We start from the raw sequence: 17752 nt of genomic DNA on the forward strand, positions 1-17752 counted from the left end.
AAACTGAAATGAACTTTTTAAAAACAAGCTTCTTATGCTCTCTAGTAGTTCTAGCAGTTACATTGAGTGTAAATAAACTCGAACCAGCACCTGAGTCAATCAATCGAATCATGGCTATCGTCGGGAAGATTTCTATTTCTCAGTTGGACTTCGAACGAGGAGAAGAAATCTACAAAGCTCTGCAAAAACAAAAAAAACAAGCAAAGCCTCAAAAAGGTTCATCGAAGACACAAGTCCTTGATTTTCTAATTGCTCGCGCCATCATAGATATTACTGCCGACGAAGAATCTATTCAAGCAGGTGAGAAAAACATTGAAGCAGAAGTAGACCGACTAATGAAGCTTAGCCAGATATCAGAGCGTGCACAGTTTGAGAAGCTGATAGCGGAAAAGACTGGTTTACCGTTCGAAATCTGGATAAACGATTTGCCCTATCAAATTAAACGGGGACAGCTACTTCAAGTTCGAGTGAGTATAAAGCCGCCCACAGAACAAGAAATTCAATCCTGGTATAATCAGAACAAACAAAAAGTTGGATTCGAAGTCAAATACAGAGAGATTTGTTTGGTTCCGAAAAATTCTTCTGATGCAGAAGAGCAAAGAATTTCGGCAGAAATAAATAGTATAAAAAAAGATGCTCGCAAAGACAAAGATGCTTTTTCACTCATTGCGGGGGGTCCAAGAAACCAAGCCTATGCAAAGGGAATTAACGACTGGACTCCTACCTTTGAAATTTTTAACCGTAGTCCTGCATTGGTGAATGTGTTAGGTCGTCTTGACGATGGCAAGGTGTCTGACGCATTTATTGACGACAAAAGAAGATATTGTCTTGTTCGAATGGAGGGTAAGCGTCCTACTCCGCTCGATACAATTCGAAGAAATATCCAGGAAATTATTCAAAGAGAGAGAGTAGATTCTTCTTTTGACGATTGGATTTTATCTAGAAGAAAAGAAGTATTAATTACCGTATACGACAAAGAATACATTGCTGAGAATAAACTAGAAGCACCGGATGAGTCATTTAATTTTAGCAAAATAGAACCGGGTGCCCCATGAAAGGATTTGATTTTTCAGTTTCTTCGATTGCAATATTTCTCACTGACTCACAGAAGGAAGTTTTACGCTCGTTAGCCGACACAAAGTTGATGGATGTATTTCTACGAAAAGTGAATACTCTCTTTCCCGATTTGCCATGTTACTCAAACTATCAATTTCCCGCGGACAATGAATTTCAATTCGTTGAGGCTGACAAAGAATTAGATTTTCTTTTTACGGTTACAGAGAAATTGCCCCCATCGAAATCCGGGGACACAGATTTTGACGAATCTTTCTTTGCTTATTTTACGGGGGTTAGTCCGCTTTTAAGTTTGGAGCTAACAGAGGTTTTACTCAAAAGACATATTCGTTATCTAGCACAGTATTCCTATAGCGAAAATCTGCCGAAAGGGATTGTGCCTAATTTTATTTCGAGAGAATTCATTTCTACTCTTCCCGATACTCTGCCGGCAACAGCACATGATTTTCTAATCAAAAATTTAAACAACTACGATGTAGAAATATTTTTTCAAGAACCAGATTTGAGACAATACAGACTTGATTTTTCTTTGTCCGATCCAAGGTCTCTCAAATCTACAGAATTTTTTATAAATATAAATCCTGAATTAGAATACAAAGATTTATACACAACGATTCTTCAAAATCCAAATGGATTTAGACTATTTCCTTCTTATATCGAAATGGAAATCTTTCGTGGTTGCGAATCTTCCTGTAGTTTTTGTCCTAGACAGTTTATTTCCAATGAAAAAGACAATTCCTTTCTCTCTCATGAATTCATTGTAAAATTTCTAACTGACCTAGCGGATACGTTTCCTTATCCAGTAACAATCTGTCTGGGTGGAATGGGAGAGCCTCTACTTCATCCGGAATTGAATTTGATAGTAGCGGATATTCTTAATTTTCCTCATCTAAAAGAATTAATTATCGAAACAGGTCTTTATACAAATATAGATTCATTTAGCAATCTTTTAAAAAATCTAGGAGAGAATAAGAAAAAGCTCAACCTAATTATAAACCTGACAACTCTAAATGAAGTCAAATACAAAGAAATCTACAAAAACAAAACAGACGTTAATTCTATATTATCCTCATTGAAATCTATAACTGAAATATTGGGCAAATCAAATATTCATGTCCAAATGATAAAAATGAAAGAAGTCGAAGAAGAGATTGAAGGCTATTTTAACTATTTTGAAAAACTAGGAATCAATGTAATTTTACAAAAATATAATACATTTGCAGGACTCATGCCAGAAAAAAGAGTGAGTGACTTAACACCGATTAAACGCGAATTCTGTTGGCATCTCAATCGAGACTTCTACATCAATTCGGATAAGACCGTCAATATCTGTAAACAAGACCTTAATAACCATATCGGAGATTTGAATACTGATTCAATCTTTGCAGTATGGGAAAAAGGAATGCAATTATTTTCAGAATCTCTAAAAGGAAATCACAATCATACAGGAGTTCCCTGTTTAAATTGCGATGAATGGTATACTTTCAATGCATAGATTTTTTGCCTTTATCCAAGCAAGAAGCACCTCCACGAGACTACCCGGAAAAGTTTTAAAACCTATTCCAATGGGTTCGAATAAACCTCTCTTATCCCATATAATCGAGCGACTAACAAAGGTTGTTCTCAAAGAGAAAATTGTTTTATTGATTCCGACTAACGATTCAGAAATTAGACAGTATGCAATTGACAATTCCATTCACTATTTCGAAGGCTCAGAGGAGGATGTTCGAGACCGCTTTATTCAGGCAGGAAAGAAATTCAACGCAGAAAATATAATCCGGCTAACAGCAGATAACCCTTTCATAGACCTTGAATACTTAGACCTCTTAATGGAAGCATTTGAAAATCCTGAAATTGAAATCGCATCCTTTGAAGGACTACCTATTGGAATGGGAGTAGAAATATTTAGAATGAGCGCGATTGAGAAAGCTCCTTCTAATGGAATAGAGCAAAGACATAGAGAGCACGTTAGCTTACATCTAAAGGAAACAAATGAATTTAGATTTGAAAAATTTAGAACAATGCTCACAGAAGAAGAAAAGCAAATTTGCGGCAAAATCAGATTAACCATTGATGAAGAATCTGATTACAAGGTTTGCTGTGACGTTTACGCCAAATTATCCCCCAAGAAGCCATTCTTTGGAATTAAAGACGTGTTAAAACTATACAATACAGAGCCCGAATTATTCCAGACAAACCAAAACATAAACCAAATAACTTTTCCCATTAACCAACATACTCCAAGTGGAAAGAAAATATTCATACTATATGCCGAGCCTGTTGAATATGGAAGCGGACATTATGAAAGATGTAAATCGTTATCCATTACCCTCCAATGCACTGGATACGATGTTAGCATAAATTATAAACTTCCAGAATCAAAAGACTATGATCTTTTTATCATAGACCATAGAGACATGGACATACCAGAAGACATTCGGCATAAAACAATTATCCTGATTGATCATTTCGGACAGGAGAGATATAGCTATTTTCCGCATGATCTACTCCCTCATATGTTTAACGAATTTGAAGACGTTGTGCGCAATTCGTTATTTCCAATAGGTATTGAATGGTATAAATCTGTGCCCGAGAAGAAACAAGTATTGGTCTATGCAGGAAATTTAAACTTTAGATCTTCGTTCCTCTTAGATAGATTTGCCTATAAGCATTTTGCAGATTCCGGTTATGAAATCATTCGAATTGGTGGAGTCCCTAGAAAAAAGGCAAACTTCGGAATCAAGACTTTGCCAAAAACAAATAAGAGAGATTTTTTAAAGCTATTGGCTGAATCAGAATTTTTTATATCCTATTACGGACAAAGTGTAATGGATGCAAGCTTTCTAAATAAAAAGATTTTACTGTATGCGATCTCTGACTACCATGAAAAATTAGCTCTTCATTTTTCTAAGAATTCAGAATCGGTTTACATAGGAAATGTAAATATAAAAAATATGAATATGACTGCTTCCTATCAAAAATTTTTGCGCAAAATTAATCTTAACCTCAAAAATGAAGGATTGGAAATTTTAAAAAAAGCAATAAAGGATTTACTTGAAAAGAATTAATTTTTACCCAATGAAAAAGCTTATCTACCTATTACTCCTGCTCTTTTGTTTAAACAGTTTAGTCGCAGATCCATACGACGATTTTGAAAATTCGGAAGATGACAAAAGCGCAATCACCGACCCGGATCGAGAAAAGTTAATTTCCGATGCAAAAGTCAAGCTAGAAATTTCTAAGCTAACACAGACTGCACTCACTCATATAAAAGCAAAGGAGTGGAAAAGCGCAGAAGCTGTTACAAAGCAAATTTTAGAATTATCAGAAGTGTCCGTTGATTATTTCTATCTAAAAGGAAATCTTCATTATTGTTATGGAGAATACCACACGGCGATAGGACATTTAAACACTGCCTTAAAATTTAATCCAGGGCATGATCCAAGTTATTTTCTAATGGGAATGATTTACGGAAAAAGAAATGAGTGGGAAAGAGCAGTATACTTCTTTGAAAAAGCAAATCAATATGGCTCTTACAACCCTTACTATCGGATGAATCTAGCGATTGCCTACTATCAAGCGGATAATTACGATAAGGCGATAGCAGAAGCAAAGAAAACTCTTGAGTTAAAAGAGAATTATACATTTGCCAAAATTCTACTTATAAAGACTTTAATTAAAACAAATAAAAAAGATGCCTGGTTTTATATTCAGGGGCTAATGGAAAAAAACTCCGACAAGCCTGCCGTGTATTCTCTTTACATTCAACTTTTATATGAGTATAAGAGTAATTACGCAGAAATCATTAAAGAGCTAGGCAAAAAAACAAATCTCGGTATGAATGAAAAAAGATACCTCGCCTACTCCTATTTTCGCGAAAATGATTTACCTAAAGCAGTTTTTTTCTTCAGACAAATTTTAAATTCAGATAGAGACTTAGAAGAAGATCAGATAACCTATATGAAAATTCTGATTCTTCAAAATAAAGATGCAGATGCAGAGCGTTATTTGATTGGTGTTATTAAATCAAATCCAGCTCGCAAAAAACACTTAAACGATATTTTTCAAAACCTATTGGATAAACGAGATATGGCGAAAGGTTTGTACCAGCCAATCATTGTGCGCTAAAAATTACTCAGTGGCACCATGACTCTTTAGCATTTCAATAATCTTTGTGTGATTGTTTTCAATTGCATACATAAGTGCCGTCTTTCCATCATAATCTCGAATTGCAAAATCGGAGCCGGCACCATATAAAATAAGTAACAAGACGATGTCGGGCTTACCTGAATTAACCGCGAACATTAGCGGAGTCTTACCATCCTTATCCCGCACATTTACAAAGGCACCCATCTTGAGTGCTTTCTTCGTATGCTCGAAATGACCCTTCTCTGCACTAAAGAGCAAATAATCATCGGCGCGGCTCATAGAGTAAATTGAAAACGAGAATATAAATAAAAAAAAGATTTTTATAGAAAATAATTTCATGCTCAAAGTTCTATTTCCTTTTTGTCACTTCCACAATACTACAAGGCATGCTTGCGGTCAATGTCATTAAGCTAAGAATTTTTTACACTGCCTTATCTAGAGACTAAAGATCCTTTATTAAATTTCACAGATTCAGAAGAGGAATACGAGTAGTAAACGCCTTTGCCATTTTGTTTATCGCTTTTCCATTTTCCGATGAAGATTTTTTTGTCTGCTTTAAATACCATGGTGCCAGAACCACTACGCTTATCTTTCTTAAATTCGCCAATGTATTTGTCACCATTAGAATATATGAGAGTTCCGATTCCATGATAATTTCCATCTTTAAAATAACCTGTATATTTTTTTTGATCACCAGAAGTTAGGGTATATACTCCTTTGCCGTTCGGAAGATCATTTTTCCAGTCACCTACATAGATATTTCCTTGCGAGTCTGTCTGTCTTCCTTTTCCGGTTTTTACTCCACCCTGAAAAGAACCTTCATAGCGAATTCCAACATTATCCTCAGAAATTCCAGTTCCATTCATGCAGTCACCGTCTATACATTTAATTCCATTCTGTCCGAAGACAGAAAACGAAAACAGGAAAGTTAAAATTATAAAAGTTTTTAATATCATACATTCTCGCTAAATACGCTAAATACGCTAAATACGCTAAATACGCTAACTTTATTATCGGATATTTTTTAGATTTATTCTAGTTTGTTTAGAAATAAATTTCCAGTATTGCAGGCATTTCTTTTCTAGCCTGCAATACTGCGAGTAGGCAACAATTATTTTTTCTTGGACTTAGCTTTTGGCTTAGTCTTCGCAACTGTTTTTTTAGATTCAGGTTTGACTTTCTTAGCAGAAGTTTTTTTCGCGATTGGCTGTTCTATCTTATCCGCAACCGGTATTTCTTTTTTAACAGGTGACTTTTTAAACTTGTTCTCTGCTTTTTCTACCACAACTTTTGCTTCTTCTAGAGCGGATAACGTATTTGTAATCTTCCAATTCTTCTCGTATTCAAAGAATTTTATACACGATGCTTCTGTAGCGAGAGGAACGAATGACATTGCTCTTTCGGTTAATGCCGTGATCGTCAAACTTGGATTAACCCCTAGATTGGCAGGCACCATAGATCCATCACAAATTATAAGATTTTTATATCCGTAAACTTGATTCTTTAGATCGATCACTCCTTTTTCAGGACTATCTCCAATGATACAACCACTGAGTATATGAGCAGTGGTAGGAATATCAAGTATTACTTCATTTAAAGTGCTCCTAGCAACTCCACCAATTCTTTTTGCTAACCTGCGAGCAAATTCGTTTGCGATGGGGATAAACGTTGGTATGTGCTTACCTACTTCTTGGACAGAAGTAAGAGTTTTTTGGAAAGGCCAGATGAGTCTACGTTTGCGAACAATCTTAATGCTATTATCTACTGTTTGCATCACAAGAAGAATAATCGATTTCTTTGCGAATCCGAAAGGAGAAATAAAACGAATCGTGTTGATCGGGTGAAGAATCGAGCCCCAGAGAAAACGTAAAAATCTTGGTATTCCCTTTCCTCCATCCACTAACGTTCCGGCTGCAAGAGTTCCCATTGCATCAGAGCCTGCCGAATAACGCACAGGTTCAATATGAGTGTGCTCATCGGGATAAACGCTCGAAGTTATAGCAATTCCCTTTGAATAGTCTACATCTTTTTTAAGAGAAGTAACACCAACAAGAGATTCACTATTTGTGCGAACTGTATGACCGAGCATTGGAGAAAGCCTAGTCATGATTTTTTCTTGTTGCATTTTTAAAAGTATACCAAGTGTTCCTAGCACGCCAGCGGATAATACAACATTACGCGCTCTAAATGTTTTTTTAGGAGAACCAAAAAAACCAGTAGTAGAGCGAGTGTGAATTTCGTAACCTTCTCCTCCATCGACTGACAGAGGAATTAGCTTTTCCACTTTGGTTTCGGGAATAACTGTTGCTCCTAGTTTTTCTGCGAAGTAAAGATAGTTTTTATCTAAAGTGTTTTTGGCATTGAATCGGCAACCCACCATACACCCGCCACAAAAATTACAGCCATTCCGATCAGGACCTTCCCCATTAAAATAGGGATCCACTTGATCTTTATCATTAAAATTAATTCCAACGGGAGTGCGAGTGAAACTTTCTCCACATCCCATTTCCTCTGCTGTCTCTTTCATAAAAGTATCTACTTCCCAGAGTTTTGGATTTTCGATTACGCCTAACATGCGTTTTGCGATATCGTAAAACGGAAGCAAGTTTTTCTCTGCACCCATCTTTTGGACAATTGGTGTATCAAAGAAAGCCTTTGGCGGAACATAGAGAGTATTCGCATAAACCAAGCTTCCTCCACCAACGCCTGCACCGCTTAGAATCAATACATCGTTTAAGAGGTTAATGCGCTGTATCCCATAACAAAAAATTTTAGGAAACCAGATATACTTTGCTAAAGAAAAACTTGTCTTTGGAAAATCTTCTGACTTCCATCTTTTGCCTGACTCAATGACAGCTACTTTATAGCCTTTTTGAGAGAGTCGCATTGCAGAAACACTCCCTCCAAAACCAGAACCAACTATTATATAATCATAATCGTATTTATTCATTTTTTACCTATACCAATAATTCTGAAAATTTTATTTTAGAAAGAGTTTGCTTGGAAAAATTATTTACTTCTTTTAACTGCTCGCTAATTTTAATTACAAATCCTTTTTTATCCGCAAAGCCCGGAAGGTCATAGGACTCATGCGAAATCTTATCATACAAATCAAAAAGACTGATCGCATCTGGCATGATACAAGGGGCAATGAAGCCACCTTCCACTCGGACAATAAATTTATCTCTTACTAATTTTTCTGTTAGTGCGTCAAATTCTAGAGTTGAAATTTCGAGTGACGACTTTATATCATTTGCGGCTAAGAAGGATTTGGCTTTATTCTGGTGAGCATAGAGTAAGACCAAATATTTGATACTAGTATAAAAGGTATACTTAACATCATCTTCTCCATCATCAAAAGGATGTCGGTTACTATTGTATCTATCTCTGTAATGAAGAGTTGCTGTAATCTCTGCTCCAAATAGCATAATAATAGAAAGACAATAAACTACTAATAGAAAAATTGGCACAGCAGCTAATGCCCTGTAAACCACCATTGTAGAAGTTGCAAAGGATCTGAGGTAAATTCCAAAAGCCCAAATGAAAAGTAGGAGAATAACACCAGTAATCGCAGACCCAATAGCAGCAGCCTTGAATGGAATTTTTGTGTGAGGAATTAGCATATAAAGCATTAAAAAGAAAATCCATATAGCGGATAACGGGATAATAGTCTTTATAAATGAATACAAAGAAAATATATTATCGCCGCCTGTAATCGTATGCCATTCTAAAGTTCCATCTTTCACATCTCCGATTGAAATTTTTCCAAATTCTCCAACAGCTAGAATATCTCCAATGACTTGCTTTTCCTTTTCTTTGGCAATATCTTCTTCTGTAGGAGCATTTTCATCATCTGGATTCATCGCGGTAAATCCAAACTTTGGATTAATCGGAATCATAGCAAAAATTTTTCCATCCGTCGGAGCATAAACCATTTGCCATTTATTTCCTAGATCGTTAGAATACAATATAGAACCTAGATCATTTAATACAATCAGTTCATCCTTTCCCTCATCTTGCATATACCAAATTTTTGTATAAGAAACTTTCTTATGAGAAATGTCTATCCATGTTTTACCGGCATCATGACTTATGAATATTCCTCCTCTCTCTCCGACTACCGCATAATTACTATTATCCAGAATTGCCAGGTCAGTTAAATTTAGAGTTCCCTTCGTAACTTTGGATGGCTGAAATGTTTTTCCGCCATCAACTGTTTTCCAAAAATATCCATTCGTATCTAAAAAATATCCGTTCTTCGGATCAGGAAACCGTATCTTAGTCGCTACAACCCTGTCCTCCGAGTCACGATAATTGACAAAAACCTTATCGTACTGATCCTTATTATGATAATTAATAATATCTCCGTTCACAAAAACAATGAACATATTATTCTCATCGGCGATGGAAAAATCCAGAATCTTTGCATTCAGAATTTCTGTGACCGACCAAGTCAAGCCAAGATCTAAGGATTGAAGTATGACTCCATTTGCAGACATGGCAACCAATTGATTCTTTCGATTCCTGATTTTAACAAAGCTTTCTTTGGAAAGCTTCGGCTGATCGCAATTAGCCTCAGCCTCTTTGTCGAGACTGATGCAATGCATATTTTCAAAATCAATCTTAAAGTCTTTTAATTTGGCAAGACGTTTCCCATTTTCCTGAATCTTGACAATCGTCCCATTCTCACCTGTCATCCATAAAAAATTATCCGAAGATCGGGTAATGGAATACAAGTGAGAAGCTCTTGTGGCATCAGCAAATTTTGCAGCAAAGCTAGTAAAGATTGCGCCGAGTAAAGGACCGATTGCTAGAATAAAAAAGTAAAAAATAATTTTATCTATGAAGGGTCTAGGAGTCGTTATGCGCCATATTTGATTAAAAGCAGCTTCAAAGGTTCTTAGAATTGCGGTTGCAGAAAAAATTAAAACTACAAATCCAATGGCTCCGATTTGCGTGGCAGAACTGACAATGTCTTTTAGAGTTTCTAGATAAGGAGTAATATCAACTCGAATCTCATTCTTTTGTAAAAAAGTATTGATACTATCAAAGAGTTCGTCTTGCTTTTCTGTGAATCCAGAACTAATCGTTAAAAAAGCAAGTGCTACAGTCAATACAGGGACAAGGGAAACGATATTCGTATAAGCAATTGCAGAAGCACGCGTCAAACAATCATCAGCCAAAAACCGATGGAGGGATACAAGAATTATCCGCAAGAATATAACATAAGCCCGCTTGATTCCTTTCTTTTCAGGAATCAGATATAACTTATCCGAAATTTTGATTTTTTCTAAACCAGTTTGTGCCATAAATTAAAACCTCATTTAAAAGCGTATAATACCAAGCTTGAAGTGCTACCTTTGAAGAATTTACTTTTCAAATGATAATAGGAAATTCGAAACCATTTGAAATAGTCAGTGATACTGCGAAAGCTTCCCATAGATTTTAAAAGCTTCGCATAGAGTGGAAAATCAACTCCGTGATACACAGTATAATTCTGAAATCCATTTTTGGTCAAAATTTTTTTCAGATTCGTAAGGGAATAATAATACAAATGACCGGGCAAATAATAATGATACTTAGGTCCTTCTTCTTTTGCTTGCATTCCATCGAAGTTTGCAGTCTGAATCAATAGAAGTCCACCGGGTTTGAGTAACTTCGCAAGCTTAGCAAAAACTAATTCAGGTTTATCCAAATGCTCAATGACTTCGATGAGCGTGATCACATCAAAAAATTCTTCCGGAAAATCAGCGTCAAGTAGAGAGCCATTGAAGGTACGAATTCCTCTTTCGTTTGCATACTGTGCCGAGTATTCAGAAATTTCAATTCCAAATGTTTCAAACCCAGCCTTTTTGGCACGAGTCAAAAATCCTCCAAAGGAAGACCCAATATCTAAAAAGTTTCCAGTCTTCTTAAACTTTTTTATGTTTCGAATTCTTGCATCCCAGACAAAGCTTTCGTATCCTTCATTTTTTCGTTCATCAAGATAAGAGTAATTAGCCGTTCCCAGATAATAGCTGGAATTATACATTGCCTTTAAACCATATTTATCCTTGGGGTGAATAGTCTGTAACCCGCAAGTATTACACTGATGAATTGGCAAATCATAGTAGTTATACGTTGATCGAAATAAAAAGCACCAATCGCAATTTTTGTCCAGAGGACAGTCTTTCTTTAATTCTTCGCCTGAAATATCCAATGACAAATCCTCTCTTCTAATTTTCCAATCGGGCTTCTTTCCATATAGCCAAATTCTACATTTGTAAATTCTTTCAAAAGTTCTTTCAATTCTTCAAGGGTATAGAGCCTAACGTTTCCACCACTTAAATCAGCAAGCCCAATTTGACCGTGTTTTGTTTTTAAATGAGTATCCTCTGTTGATCTTACTGTTCCCACAAAATTCCCATTAGACTTGAGGATACGTTTAATTTCGCGCACTATGTGACTTGCTTCTTCTAATGAATTATAATGTAGCACACCCCAGCTAACGACCAAGTCAAATTTTTCATCTGTATAGGGTAAATCAGATGAGCGGATAATATCAGTTTCCACATTTGGAATTGTTCTCTGAATGGCTTCAATAGATTTGGCAGAATAATCGCAAGCGGTGACTTGAAACCCGCAGGACTTCAATAAAACACAATGTCTGCCGGATCCTGCACCATGATCTAGCGCGAATTCGCCTTGAGGGATACGCGAGAGTATGCGAACAAGATTTTCATCTGGAAAAATCAGTCTTGACTTTTCTCTTTTATAATGAGTATCCCAAATTTCTGGATTCGATTTATTCAAATTTTGCATCGTATTTTTTCCTAATAGTATTATCTAGCTCTTCCGGCTTTATTTTATTGGATGCGCTGACTCCAATAACCTGCACACGACAGGCATTTCCTTCCTTTGTATTTAAGGCACTCCCTACTTCTTTTAAGGACTCCATTAAAAAACTTTCTCTTCAAAATCTAGTTCAGAGCGATTGAGAGAGGTTAATGTAGAATTACCCTCAGGAGGAGCAATAAAACAAATCTGAGAAATGGAAGCTTTTTTTCGATTCAAATTAGTATCAACGGCTTCGACCGGTTCATTTAAAAATAGACGGACGTAGTTTTTAAAATAATCATACGAGTAAAATTCTGGAATGAGAAAATCTGCCAAATACTCTCCCCCAATTTCCGGCATTATTTCCATTAAATAGATTTCTCCCCTGGCGGTTACTTTGAATTCTGCGACAATCGGAGAATTATCTAACTCAGTCAACTGAATGATATTCTGGCAAATGAGTTTTAGTTCTCCTTTCACTTTTTCTTGAATAGTAGGAAGCCGATGAGACAACTCTAAAAAAGGAGAAAAGGTTGTAGTAATTTTATCAGAAATGGAAACTAGCGTAAACTTTCGATTTTGCGCAAATCCTAAAACGGTAAGCTCAGATCCGTCAATAAATTCTTCGAGGAGAAATTTATCATTCTTAGCCTTTAATTGAGTTAAGCGTTCGAGTAAAGAATCAGAGGAATGAAAGACTTCGATTCCAAGTTTTGCGATATTATCCACAGGCTTTAGAATGCAGGGATAAGAAATCGTCTTGACAAGCTTTGGAAAATCGCGCAGGTATTGCCATGTATAAGAAGTTGGAACGGCTACTCCGCATTTACCCAAAAAAGCCTTCATGAGTTTTTTATTGTAAAATTTTTTCATATTGGTGAGATTTGTCCCGACTAATTCTAGCTTCTCAGCCAAATATGCCGCGGTTAAGACCGCTTTTCCGTAAGAGCGAACACCTACACCAACAATCGGCTCGGGTAGAAATAGTTTTAAAATCGCCGCATAGATTTTTCGAAAATCATGCAAAGATTGAATAATTTTGATTTCGGAATGTTGAAAACCAATGGCATCTCGATTTTGATCGACTGCAATAATTTTGAGCCCTAATTCTTTAGATTTTAGGATCAGAGGAAGCTGGTTTTTGCCTGCACCGATGGAAATGAAATAGCCGGATTTAAACATATGTCGCTATATTAAGATTCGTCCAATTGTTCCATTTCAGTCAAACAAAGTTTTTTCTTGACTTAATTTCTAAACCATTTTTATTATGTCCCATACTCTATGGAATCGAATAAAATGCATATCCCTATGAATGGAGCAAAGAAAGCCGCTCTTTTACTACTCTCCCTCGGAAAAGAGGAAGCCGCGAAAGTGCTTTCTCATCTTGATGATAAGATGATCGAGCAAGTTGTCTATGAAATGTCCCAAATTAGAATGGTTTCAAAAATTCAAAGGGAATCCATTTTAAACGAATTCAAAGACACTGTCGCCGAATTGCAGTTAGGTGATAGAGGAGGACTTGAGACTGCTCGTGAACTTTTATCCAAAACAGTAGGATACAACAAAGCGGATGAAATTTTAAAGAAGATAGACAAAAAAGAAATCGGGCAGGATTTCGAATTTCTAAATGATATTGAGCCAGTCATAATCAGTTCTCTTTTAAACGGGGAAAATCCACAAACAATAGCGGTTACTCTCTCTTATCTTCAACCCAAGAAAGCGGCTGACGTCCTAAAACATTTCCCTGCCGAAATGCAATCTACTGTCGCTCTAAAACTGGCAGCTACTTCTAAGACTCACCCCGAAGCCATTCTACAAATCGCAAAGATTCTAAAGAAAAAATACGATGCAAGAGACAAATCCGAATTAGCCCAAGCAGGTGGAGCAGAGTCCCTCGCGAATATTCTAAACTACATGGACAAGAACATGGAAGAAAATATTCTGCGTGAGTTAAACGATAAGTCTCCTGATTTGGCTTACCAAGTGCGTGACAAACTATATGTATTTGAAGACATTCTAAATCTAGATGCAAGAGAAATGCGAACCTTAGTTAATAAACTAGGCGGTAATGAACTATTAGTAATCGCTCTTCGAGGAGCAGGAGATGAAATCAAACGACATTTCTTTACAGCCATGTCCCAAAACCGTGCATCCGATATTGTAGAAGAAATGGACTCTAGAGGCAAAACAACATTACGCGAAATCACCCTTGCCCGAAACGATATACTCAAAATCGCTCGCGAACTAGAAGAAGATGGAATTATTATTTTAAAGAAAAGAAAAGACGAGTTTATTTAACCTAGATAGTTTTGTAGAATGGAACACCTACTCTACCTACTCTGTAGTTAAACGTAGAAATGCACTCTCATAGTTTGCAAACCTTTGCTTCCAGCGTATATCTTCTTGACTCATTGTGGTGTTAGTCCCATTAAATCAGATTGCTTCCAGAATAGGAAGAATTTCTAAATTGTCAAACTAGATCCCGAACGACGTTAAGAATCTCAGCAACACTTTAGAATTGTTGCAATGCCTTGACCTACTCCAATGCACATGGTGACAAGTCCGTAGTTGAGGTTACGCCTTCTTAGCTCATGAATCAATGTAAGCGTCATTCTTGCACCACTAGCGCCTAACGGATGACCAATAGAAATTCCACCGCCATTTACATTCACCTTTTCTAGATCAAGATTTAATTCTTTGACAGTGGTAAGAACCATTGAAGCAAATGCTTCCGAGATTTCCCAGAGATCAATGTCTTCTTTTTTCAGCCCTGCTCTTTCCAATGCTTTTAGAGAAGAAGGAATCGGTCCTGTTCCCAAAAGAGAAGGATGTACTCCTACAACGGCTGATGTGACAACTTCGGCTAATGGAGTGTAGCCATTGGTGATAGCAAATTCCTCTTCCATGACAAGTAGAACTGCGGCTCCATCGTTAATACCGGATGAATTTCCTGCCGTAACCGTTCCATGCTTTTTGAATGCTGTGGGTAACTCGGAAAGTTTTTCAAAGCTAGTTTCGATTCTTACATGCTCATCTCTATCTAGTAGAATTTTTTCGGAATTCATTTCGTATACGGGAATGATTTCTTCCTTAAAATATCCTTTTGCTTCTGCCTCTGAAGCTTTTTTGTGACTCTCATACGAAAACATGTCCTGGTCTCTTCTAGATATATGAAACTTATCCGCCATAATTTCTGCTGACTCGCCAAGTGTCACTACCGGATAAAGCTGATTTAACCGTGGATTGATAAACCTCCACCCGATTGTAGAATCGGCTAATGTATGGTTGCCCCGACTAAATCCAAGTTCAGGCTTAAGCATCACTAAGGGAGATCTCGTCATGCTCTCTACTCCGCCTGCGATGACTAACTTTGCTCTACCTGTTTCAATTTGCATCGCAGCCTGATTGATAGCCTCTAGTCCTGATCCACAAAGGCGATTGACTGTTACACCCGGAATCTCTTCCGAAAGACCTGCGAGTAAAAGGGACATTCGCGCCACATTGCGATTATCCTCTCCTGCTTGATTTACACAACCTAGAACAACATCATCAATTTGTAAATGATTGATTTTATTTTTATCTACTAGGTTTTGAATTACGATAGACGCTAGATCGTCGGGTCTAATACTCTTTAGCCCGCCTTTGTATCTTCCAAAAGGAGTTCTGAGTCCATCTACAATTACTGCTTTTTTCATATATGGTTTCTTATTATTTTATAATCGCTCTGCGTTAAATAAATCAATTGGTCTTGCGGATAAATTATATTAGCTTTATCGGGATTTAATCTAATTCCTTCTGTTTTGGAATCAATATAGCCAATTAAAATCCATTTCTTTTGATGGTATAGGTTTGTAAGAAGGGTATGGAAATCAACTTCTACATCTAAATACAAAGAAAGCGGCTGAATATCTAAGTCAACTCCTCCCTTCTGCAAAAGCTGTTCGTAAATCAATAAAATGCCGGGATTAATTAGTTCCATACTTAATATCTTTGACACAATTAAATTACCGAGCACATAATTAAAATTAGACTCAGGAATTTTTCTTACGACTTCTTCATTCTCTGGATTTTGAATTTCACATAAAATCTGGTAATGATAAGTTTCTGGTTGTTTCTTTTTGAGATGAATTAGTTTTAAAACTTTAAAGAGAGTATCGGTATCTTCACTAGAAGAATTTCTTCCATTCTCAGGAATTTCCTCCGAAGATAATACTAATATCTTGTCAAATTTCTCAAGTGGGATTCTTTCCATTATTTCAGATTCTGAAATAAACTCACACGGGAAAATAAAAATTTCCTTTGCTTCGTTCGTATTGAGATTAGAAACTTTTGATTTCCATTTTAGTTCGGATTCGTTTGCGTAGATAAAAATCTTTTTCCCTATTTTTTCAAACTCTTCTATTACATAAAGAACTCTTGAATTCATTCCAATAATGGCTATGACTTCTCCTTCTTCTTCCTTTCTTATAGGATTTTGTAAAAAAGAAATCTGTGTTGATTGGGATTGGTTTTCTTTGAATTGAATGGATTTCTCTGAATCAGCAATCAATATCAACTCATCACTTGCATTCAACAAATAATCCTGTGGAGGCGAGAGGATAACTTCATTATTTCTCCTTACTCCAACAGGTATCGCAAGTGGGAAAGATAAAAGAATAGACTCGAAAGTTTTTCCTTGTATACCCGCTTTAAGGAAGTAGATTTCATTTCCTGCATAACTGAGAAGTTCATGAAAAATAAAATAATAATTTGGATTTTGCAAAAGAAGCGAAATGAATTTGGCATTATAATAATTTTTATTAAAGAATACAGTGTTCCGTTCCTGAATGTAATCTAAGTAAACGCTGTTTTCTATTTCATTAAAGTTTAAAAGAATAGGAATTTCAGATGCTTTATTTTCCAGAAGAAGAGAGTGCACGGAAATAAAAGTCTTAATCACAAATGAATCCTGTGTTAAAAAATCTGAAGATTCTTTTTTCCCTGAATCATAGAATACGAGTATAGCTCTAGAATGAATCAAGTTCAATCGTTTTAAATCAGAGGTTTTGTAAGTAGCGCCTGTTCTAAATAAAATTTCAAGATAACGGTTTATTTTGAGTAGCTGCACAAACTCAGGTCTTGGCTCTTCCGTTAGAATAACAACGACTAGCCGTTTCTTTTCTGTTTTGCAATATAAATTTAACTCGGAAAGAATGGATGGAACTAGTTCACTCCAACCAAGAATTGCAATTGTATTTTCTTCGTGGACTTTTCCAGTTCCTCTTCTGATTTCATCAAAATAAGAATGAATGGTAGATACAACAATCGCAATGATAATACCATTGAAGGTAATAATGCCGATAAAAGTTAATAAAAGAGAAATTCCCTTGATAAGACTGTCCTCAGTCTCTATCGTATAAAGACTATCCGGACCGAGCAAAGTCAAAATAGAAAACCAAAAAACATTTCCCTGTTTAAATTTTACTCCGAGAGCGTCAAAGAGTAAACCAAACAATAAAACAAGACTTCCAACAATTAAAAACAAAAAGAGTAACTGTCGCCCAACAGATTTACTCAATTGTTTTTGGGAAATATAGGCAAGCTTATCCGAAAAAAGTCTCTCAATAAATAATAGAATTTTCATAGGCAAGACTAGATTCTAGGGATGCAATCAACTGGAAATAAAGTTTTTATACTAAAAGGGATTTGTATTGCTTATAATGTCTTTCGGCAA

At 36.2% G+C, this 17752-nt stretch carries 15 protein-coding genes; 5 read left to right on the forward strand and 10 right to left on the reverse strand.

Going from position 1 to position 17752, the window contains the following annotated elements; genetic code table 11:
* Positions 1-8 precede the first annotated feature (8 nt).
* Genes IPH52_16310 through IPH52_16325 form a run of 4 tightly spaced genes read left to right on the forward strand, consistent with a single transcriptional unit; the run spans position 9 to position 5202 of the window.
* Positions 9-1055 (forward strand): putative peptidyl-prolyl cis-trans isomerase, encoded by a 1047-nt coding sequence (locus tag IPH52_16310; GenBank protein MBK7056573.1) that lies wholly within the window; start codon positions 9-11, stop codon positions 1053-1055.
* Positions 1052-2569, forward strand: coding sequence for a spiro-SPASM protein (locus IPH52_16315; protein ID MBK7056574.1), 1518 nt, complete (start codon positions 1052-1054; stop codon positions 2567-2569). The genes IPH52_16310 and IPH52_16315 overlap by 4 nt, the downstream gene beginning before the upstream one ends.
* A complete protein-coding gene (locus tag IPH52_16320) occupies positions 2562-4142 on the forward strand; it encodes a hypothetical protein (protein MBK7056575.1) in 1581 nt (526 codons plus the stop codon). The genes IPH52_16315 and IPH52_16320 overlap by 8 nt, the downstream gene beginning before the upstream one ends.
* 10 nt (positions 4143-4152) lie before the next feature.
* Positions 4153-5202: a hypothetical protein gene (locus IPH52_16325; protein ID MBK7056576.1), complete on the forward strand. Its 1050-nt coding sequence runs from the start codon at positions 4153-4155 to the stop codon at positions 5200-5202.
* Positions 5203-5205: 3 nt separating this feature from the next.
* Here the strand turns inward: IPH52_16325 and IPH52_16330 are convergent, their stop codons facing one another.
* From IPH52_16330 to IPH52_16365, 8 genes are all read right to left on the reverse strand, one after another.
* Entirely contained in the window at positions 5206-5562 is a 357-nt protein-coding gene (locus IPH52_16330; GenBank protein ID MBK7056577.1) for an ankyrin repeat domain-containing protein, read from the reverse strand.
* A gap of 92 nt (positions 5563-5654) precedes the next feature.
* Positions 5655-6179 carry a hypothetical protein gene (locus IPH52_16335; GenBank protein ID MBK7056578.1) on the reverse strand — a complete coding sequence of 175 codons (525 nt, stop codon included), beginning with the start codon at positions 6177-6179 and terminating at the stop codon, positions 5655-5657.
* A 155-nt stretch (positions 6180-6334) separates the two neighbouring features.
* The gene (locus tag IPH52_16340) at positions 6335-8173 is read right to left on the reverse strand and encodes a GMC family oxidoreductase (protein MBK7056579.1); all 1839 of its coding nucleotides are present in this window, start codon (positions 8171-8173) and stop codon (positions 6335-6337) included.
* A 7-nt stretch (positions 8174-8180) separates the two neighbouring features.
* Complete coding sequence (locus IPH52_16345; protein ID MBK7056580.1) at positions 8181-10532, reverse strand: YihY/virulence factor BrkB family protein; 2352 nt, start codon at positions 10530-10532, stop codon at positions 8181-8183.
* 11 nt (positions 10533-10543) lie between these two features.
* Positions 10544-11422 (reverse strand): class I SAM-dependent methyltransferase, encoded by an 879-nt coding sequence (locus IPH52_16350; protein MBK7056581.1) that lies wholly within the window; start codon positions 11420-11422, stop codon positions 10544-10546.
* Positions 11398-12024: a class I SAM-dependent methyltransferase gene (locus IPH52_16355; GenBank protein MBK7056582.1), complete on the reverse strand. Its 627-nt coding sequence runs from the start codon at positions 12022-12024 to the stop codon at positions 11398-11400. Before IPH52_16355 ends, IPH52_16350 begins: the two co-directional genes overlap by 25 nt.
* A complete protein-coding gene (locus IPH52_16360) occupies positions 12008-12160 on the reverse strand; it encodes a hypothetical protein (protein MBK7056583.1) in 153 nt (50 codons plus the stop codon). Before IPH52_16360 ends, IPH52_16355 begins: the two co-directional genes overlap by 17 nt.
* Complete coding sequence (locus IPH52_16365; protein MBK7056584.1) at positions 12160-13221, reverse strand: ATP-grasp domain-containing protein; 1062 nt, start codon at positions 13219-13221, stop codon at positions 12160-12162. The genes IPH52_16360 and IPH52_16365 overlap by 1 nt, the downstream gene beginning before the upstream one ends.
* A gap of 99 nt (positions 13222-13320) precedes the next feature.
* Here IPH52_16365 and fliG point away from each other — a divergent pair, with 99 nt between their 5' ends.
* Positions 13321-14337: a flagellar motor switch protein FliG gene (gene fliG / locus IPH52_16370; GenBank protein ID MBK7056585.1), complete on the forward strand. Its 1017-nt coding sequence runs from the start codon at positions 13321-13323 to the stop codon at positions 14335-14337.
* Positions 14338-14540: 203 nt separating this feature from the next.
* Here the strand turns inward: fliG and IPH52_16375 are convergent, their stop codons facing one another.
* The gene (locus IPH52_16375) at positions 14541-15734 is read right to left on the reverse strand and encodes a thiolase family protein (GenBank protein ID MBK7056586.1); all 1194 of its coding nucleotides are present in this window, start codon (positions 15732-15734) and stop codon (positions 14541-14543) included.
* On the reverse strand, positions 15731-17662 hold the full coding sequence (locus tag IPH52_16380; GenBank protein ID MBK7056587.1) for a hypothetical protein: 1932 nt from the start codon (positions 17660-17662) through the stop codon (positions 15731-15733). Before IPH52_16380 ends, IPH52_16375 begins: the two co-directional genes overlap by 4 nt.
* Positions 17663-17752 lie beyond the last annotated feature (90 nt).

The organism is Leptospiraceae bacterium (assembly GCA_016708435.1).
In the GTDB taxonomy this organism is placed as follows: Bacteria; Spirochaetota; Leptospiria; order Leptospirales; family Leptospiraceae; genus UBA2033.

What these genes read in the sequence shown, in the direction of transcription:
- fliG (MBK7056585.1), top strand. Translation starts at nt 13,321, where the DNA reads ATGGAATCGAATAAAATGCATATCCCTATGAATGGAGCAAAGAAAGCC.
- IPH52_16320 (MBK7056575.1), top strand. Translation starts at nt 2,562, where the DNA reads ATGCATAGATTTTTTGCCTTTATCCAAGCAAGAAGCACCTCCACGAGA.
- IPH52_16325 (MBK7056576.1), top strand. Translation starts at nt 4,153, where the DNA reads ATGAAAAAGCTTATCTACCTATTACTCCTGCTCTTTTGTTTAAACAGT.
- IPH52_16360 (MBK7056583.1), bottom strand. Translation starts at nt 12,160, where the DNA reads ATGGAGTCCTTAAAAGAAGTAGGGAGTGCCTTAAATACAAAGGAAGGA.
- IPH52_16380 (MBK7056587.1), bottom strand. Translation starts at nt 17,662, where the DNA reads ATGAAAATTCTATTATTTATTGAGAGACTTTTTTCGGATAAGCTTGCC.
- IPH52_16340 (MBK7056579.1), bottom strand. Translation starts at nt 8,173, where the DNA reads ATGAATAAATACGATTATGATTATATAATAGTTGGTTCTGGTTTTGGA.
- IPH52_16365 (MBK7056584.1), bottom strand. Translation starts at nt 13,221, where the DNA reads ATGTTTAAATCCGGCTATTTCATTTCCATCGGTGCAGGCAAAAACCAG.
- IPH52_16335 (MBK7056578.1), bottom strand. Translation starts at nt 6,179, where the DNA reads ATGATATTAAAAACTTTTATAATTTTAACTTTCCTGTTTTCGTTTTCT.
- IPH52_16375 (MBK7056586.1), bottom strand. Translation starts at nt 15,734, where the DNA reads ATGAAAAAAGCAGTAATTGTAGATGGACTCAGAACTCCTTTTGGAAGA.
- IPH52_16315 (MBK7056574.1), top strand. Translation starts at nt 1,052, where the DNA reads ATGAAAGGATTTGATTTTTCAGTTTCTTCGATTGCAATATTTCTCACT.
- IPH52_16330 (MBK7056577.1), bottom strand. Translation starts at nt 5,562, where the DNA reads ATGAAATTATTTTCTATAAAAATCTTTTTTTTATTTATATTCTCGTTT.
- IPH52_16310 (MBK7056573.1), top strand. Translation starts at nt 9, where the DNA reads ATGAACTTTTTAAAAACAAGCTTCTTATGCTCTCTAGTAGTTCTAGCA.
- IPH52_16355 (MBK7056582.1), bottom strand. Translation starts at nt 12,024, where the DNA reads ATGCAAAATTTGAATAAATCGAATCCAGAAATTTGGGATACTCATTAT.
- IPH52_16345 (MBK7056580.1), bottom strand. Translation starts at nt 10,532, where the DNA reads ATGGCACAAACTGGTTTAGAAAAAATCAAAATTTCGGATAAGTTATAT.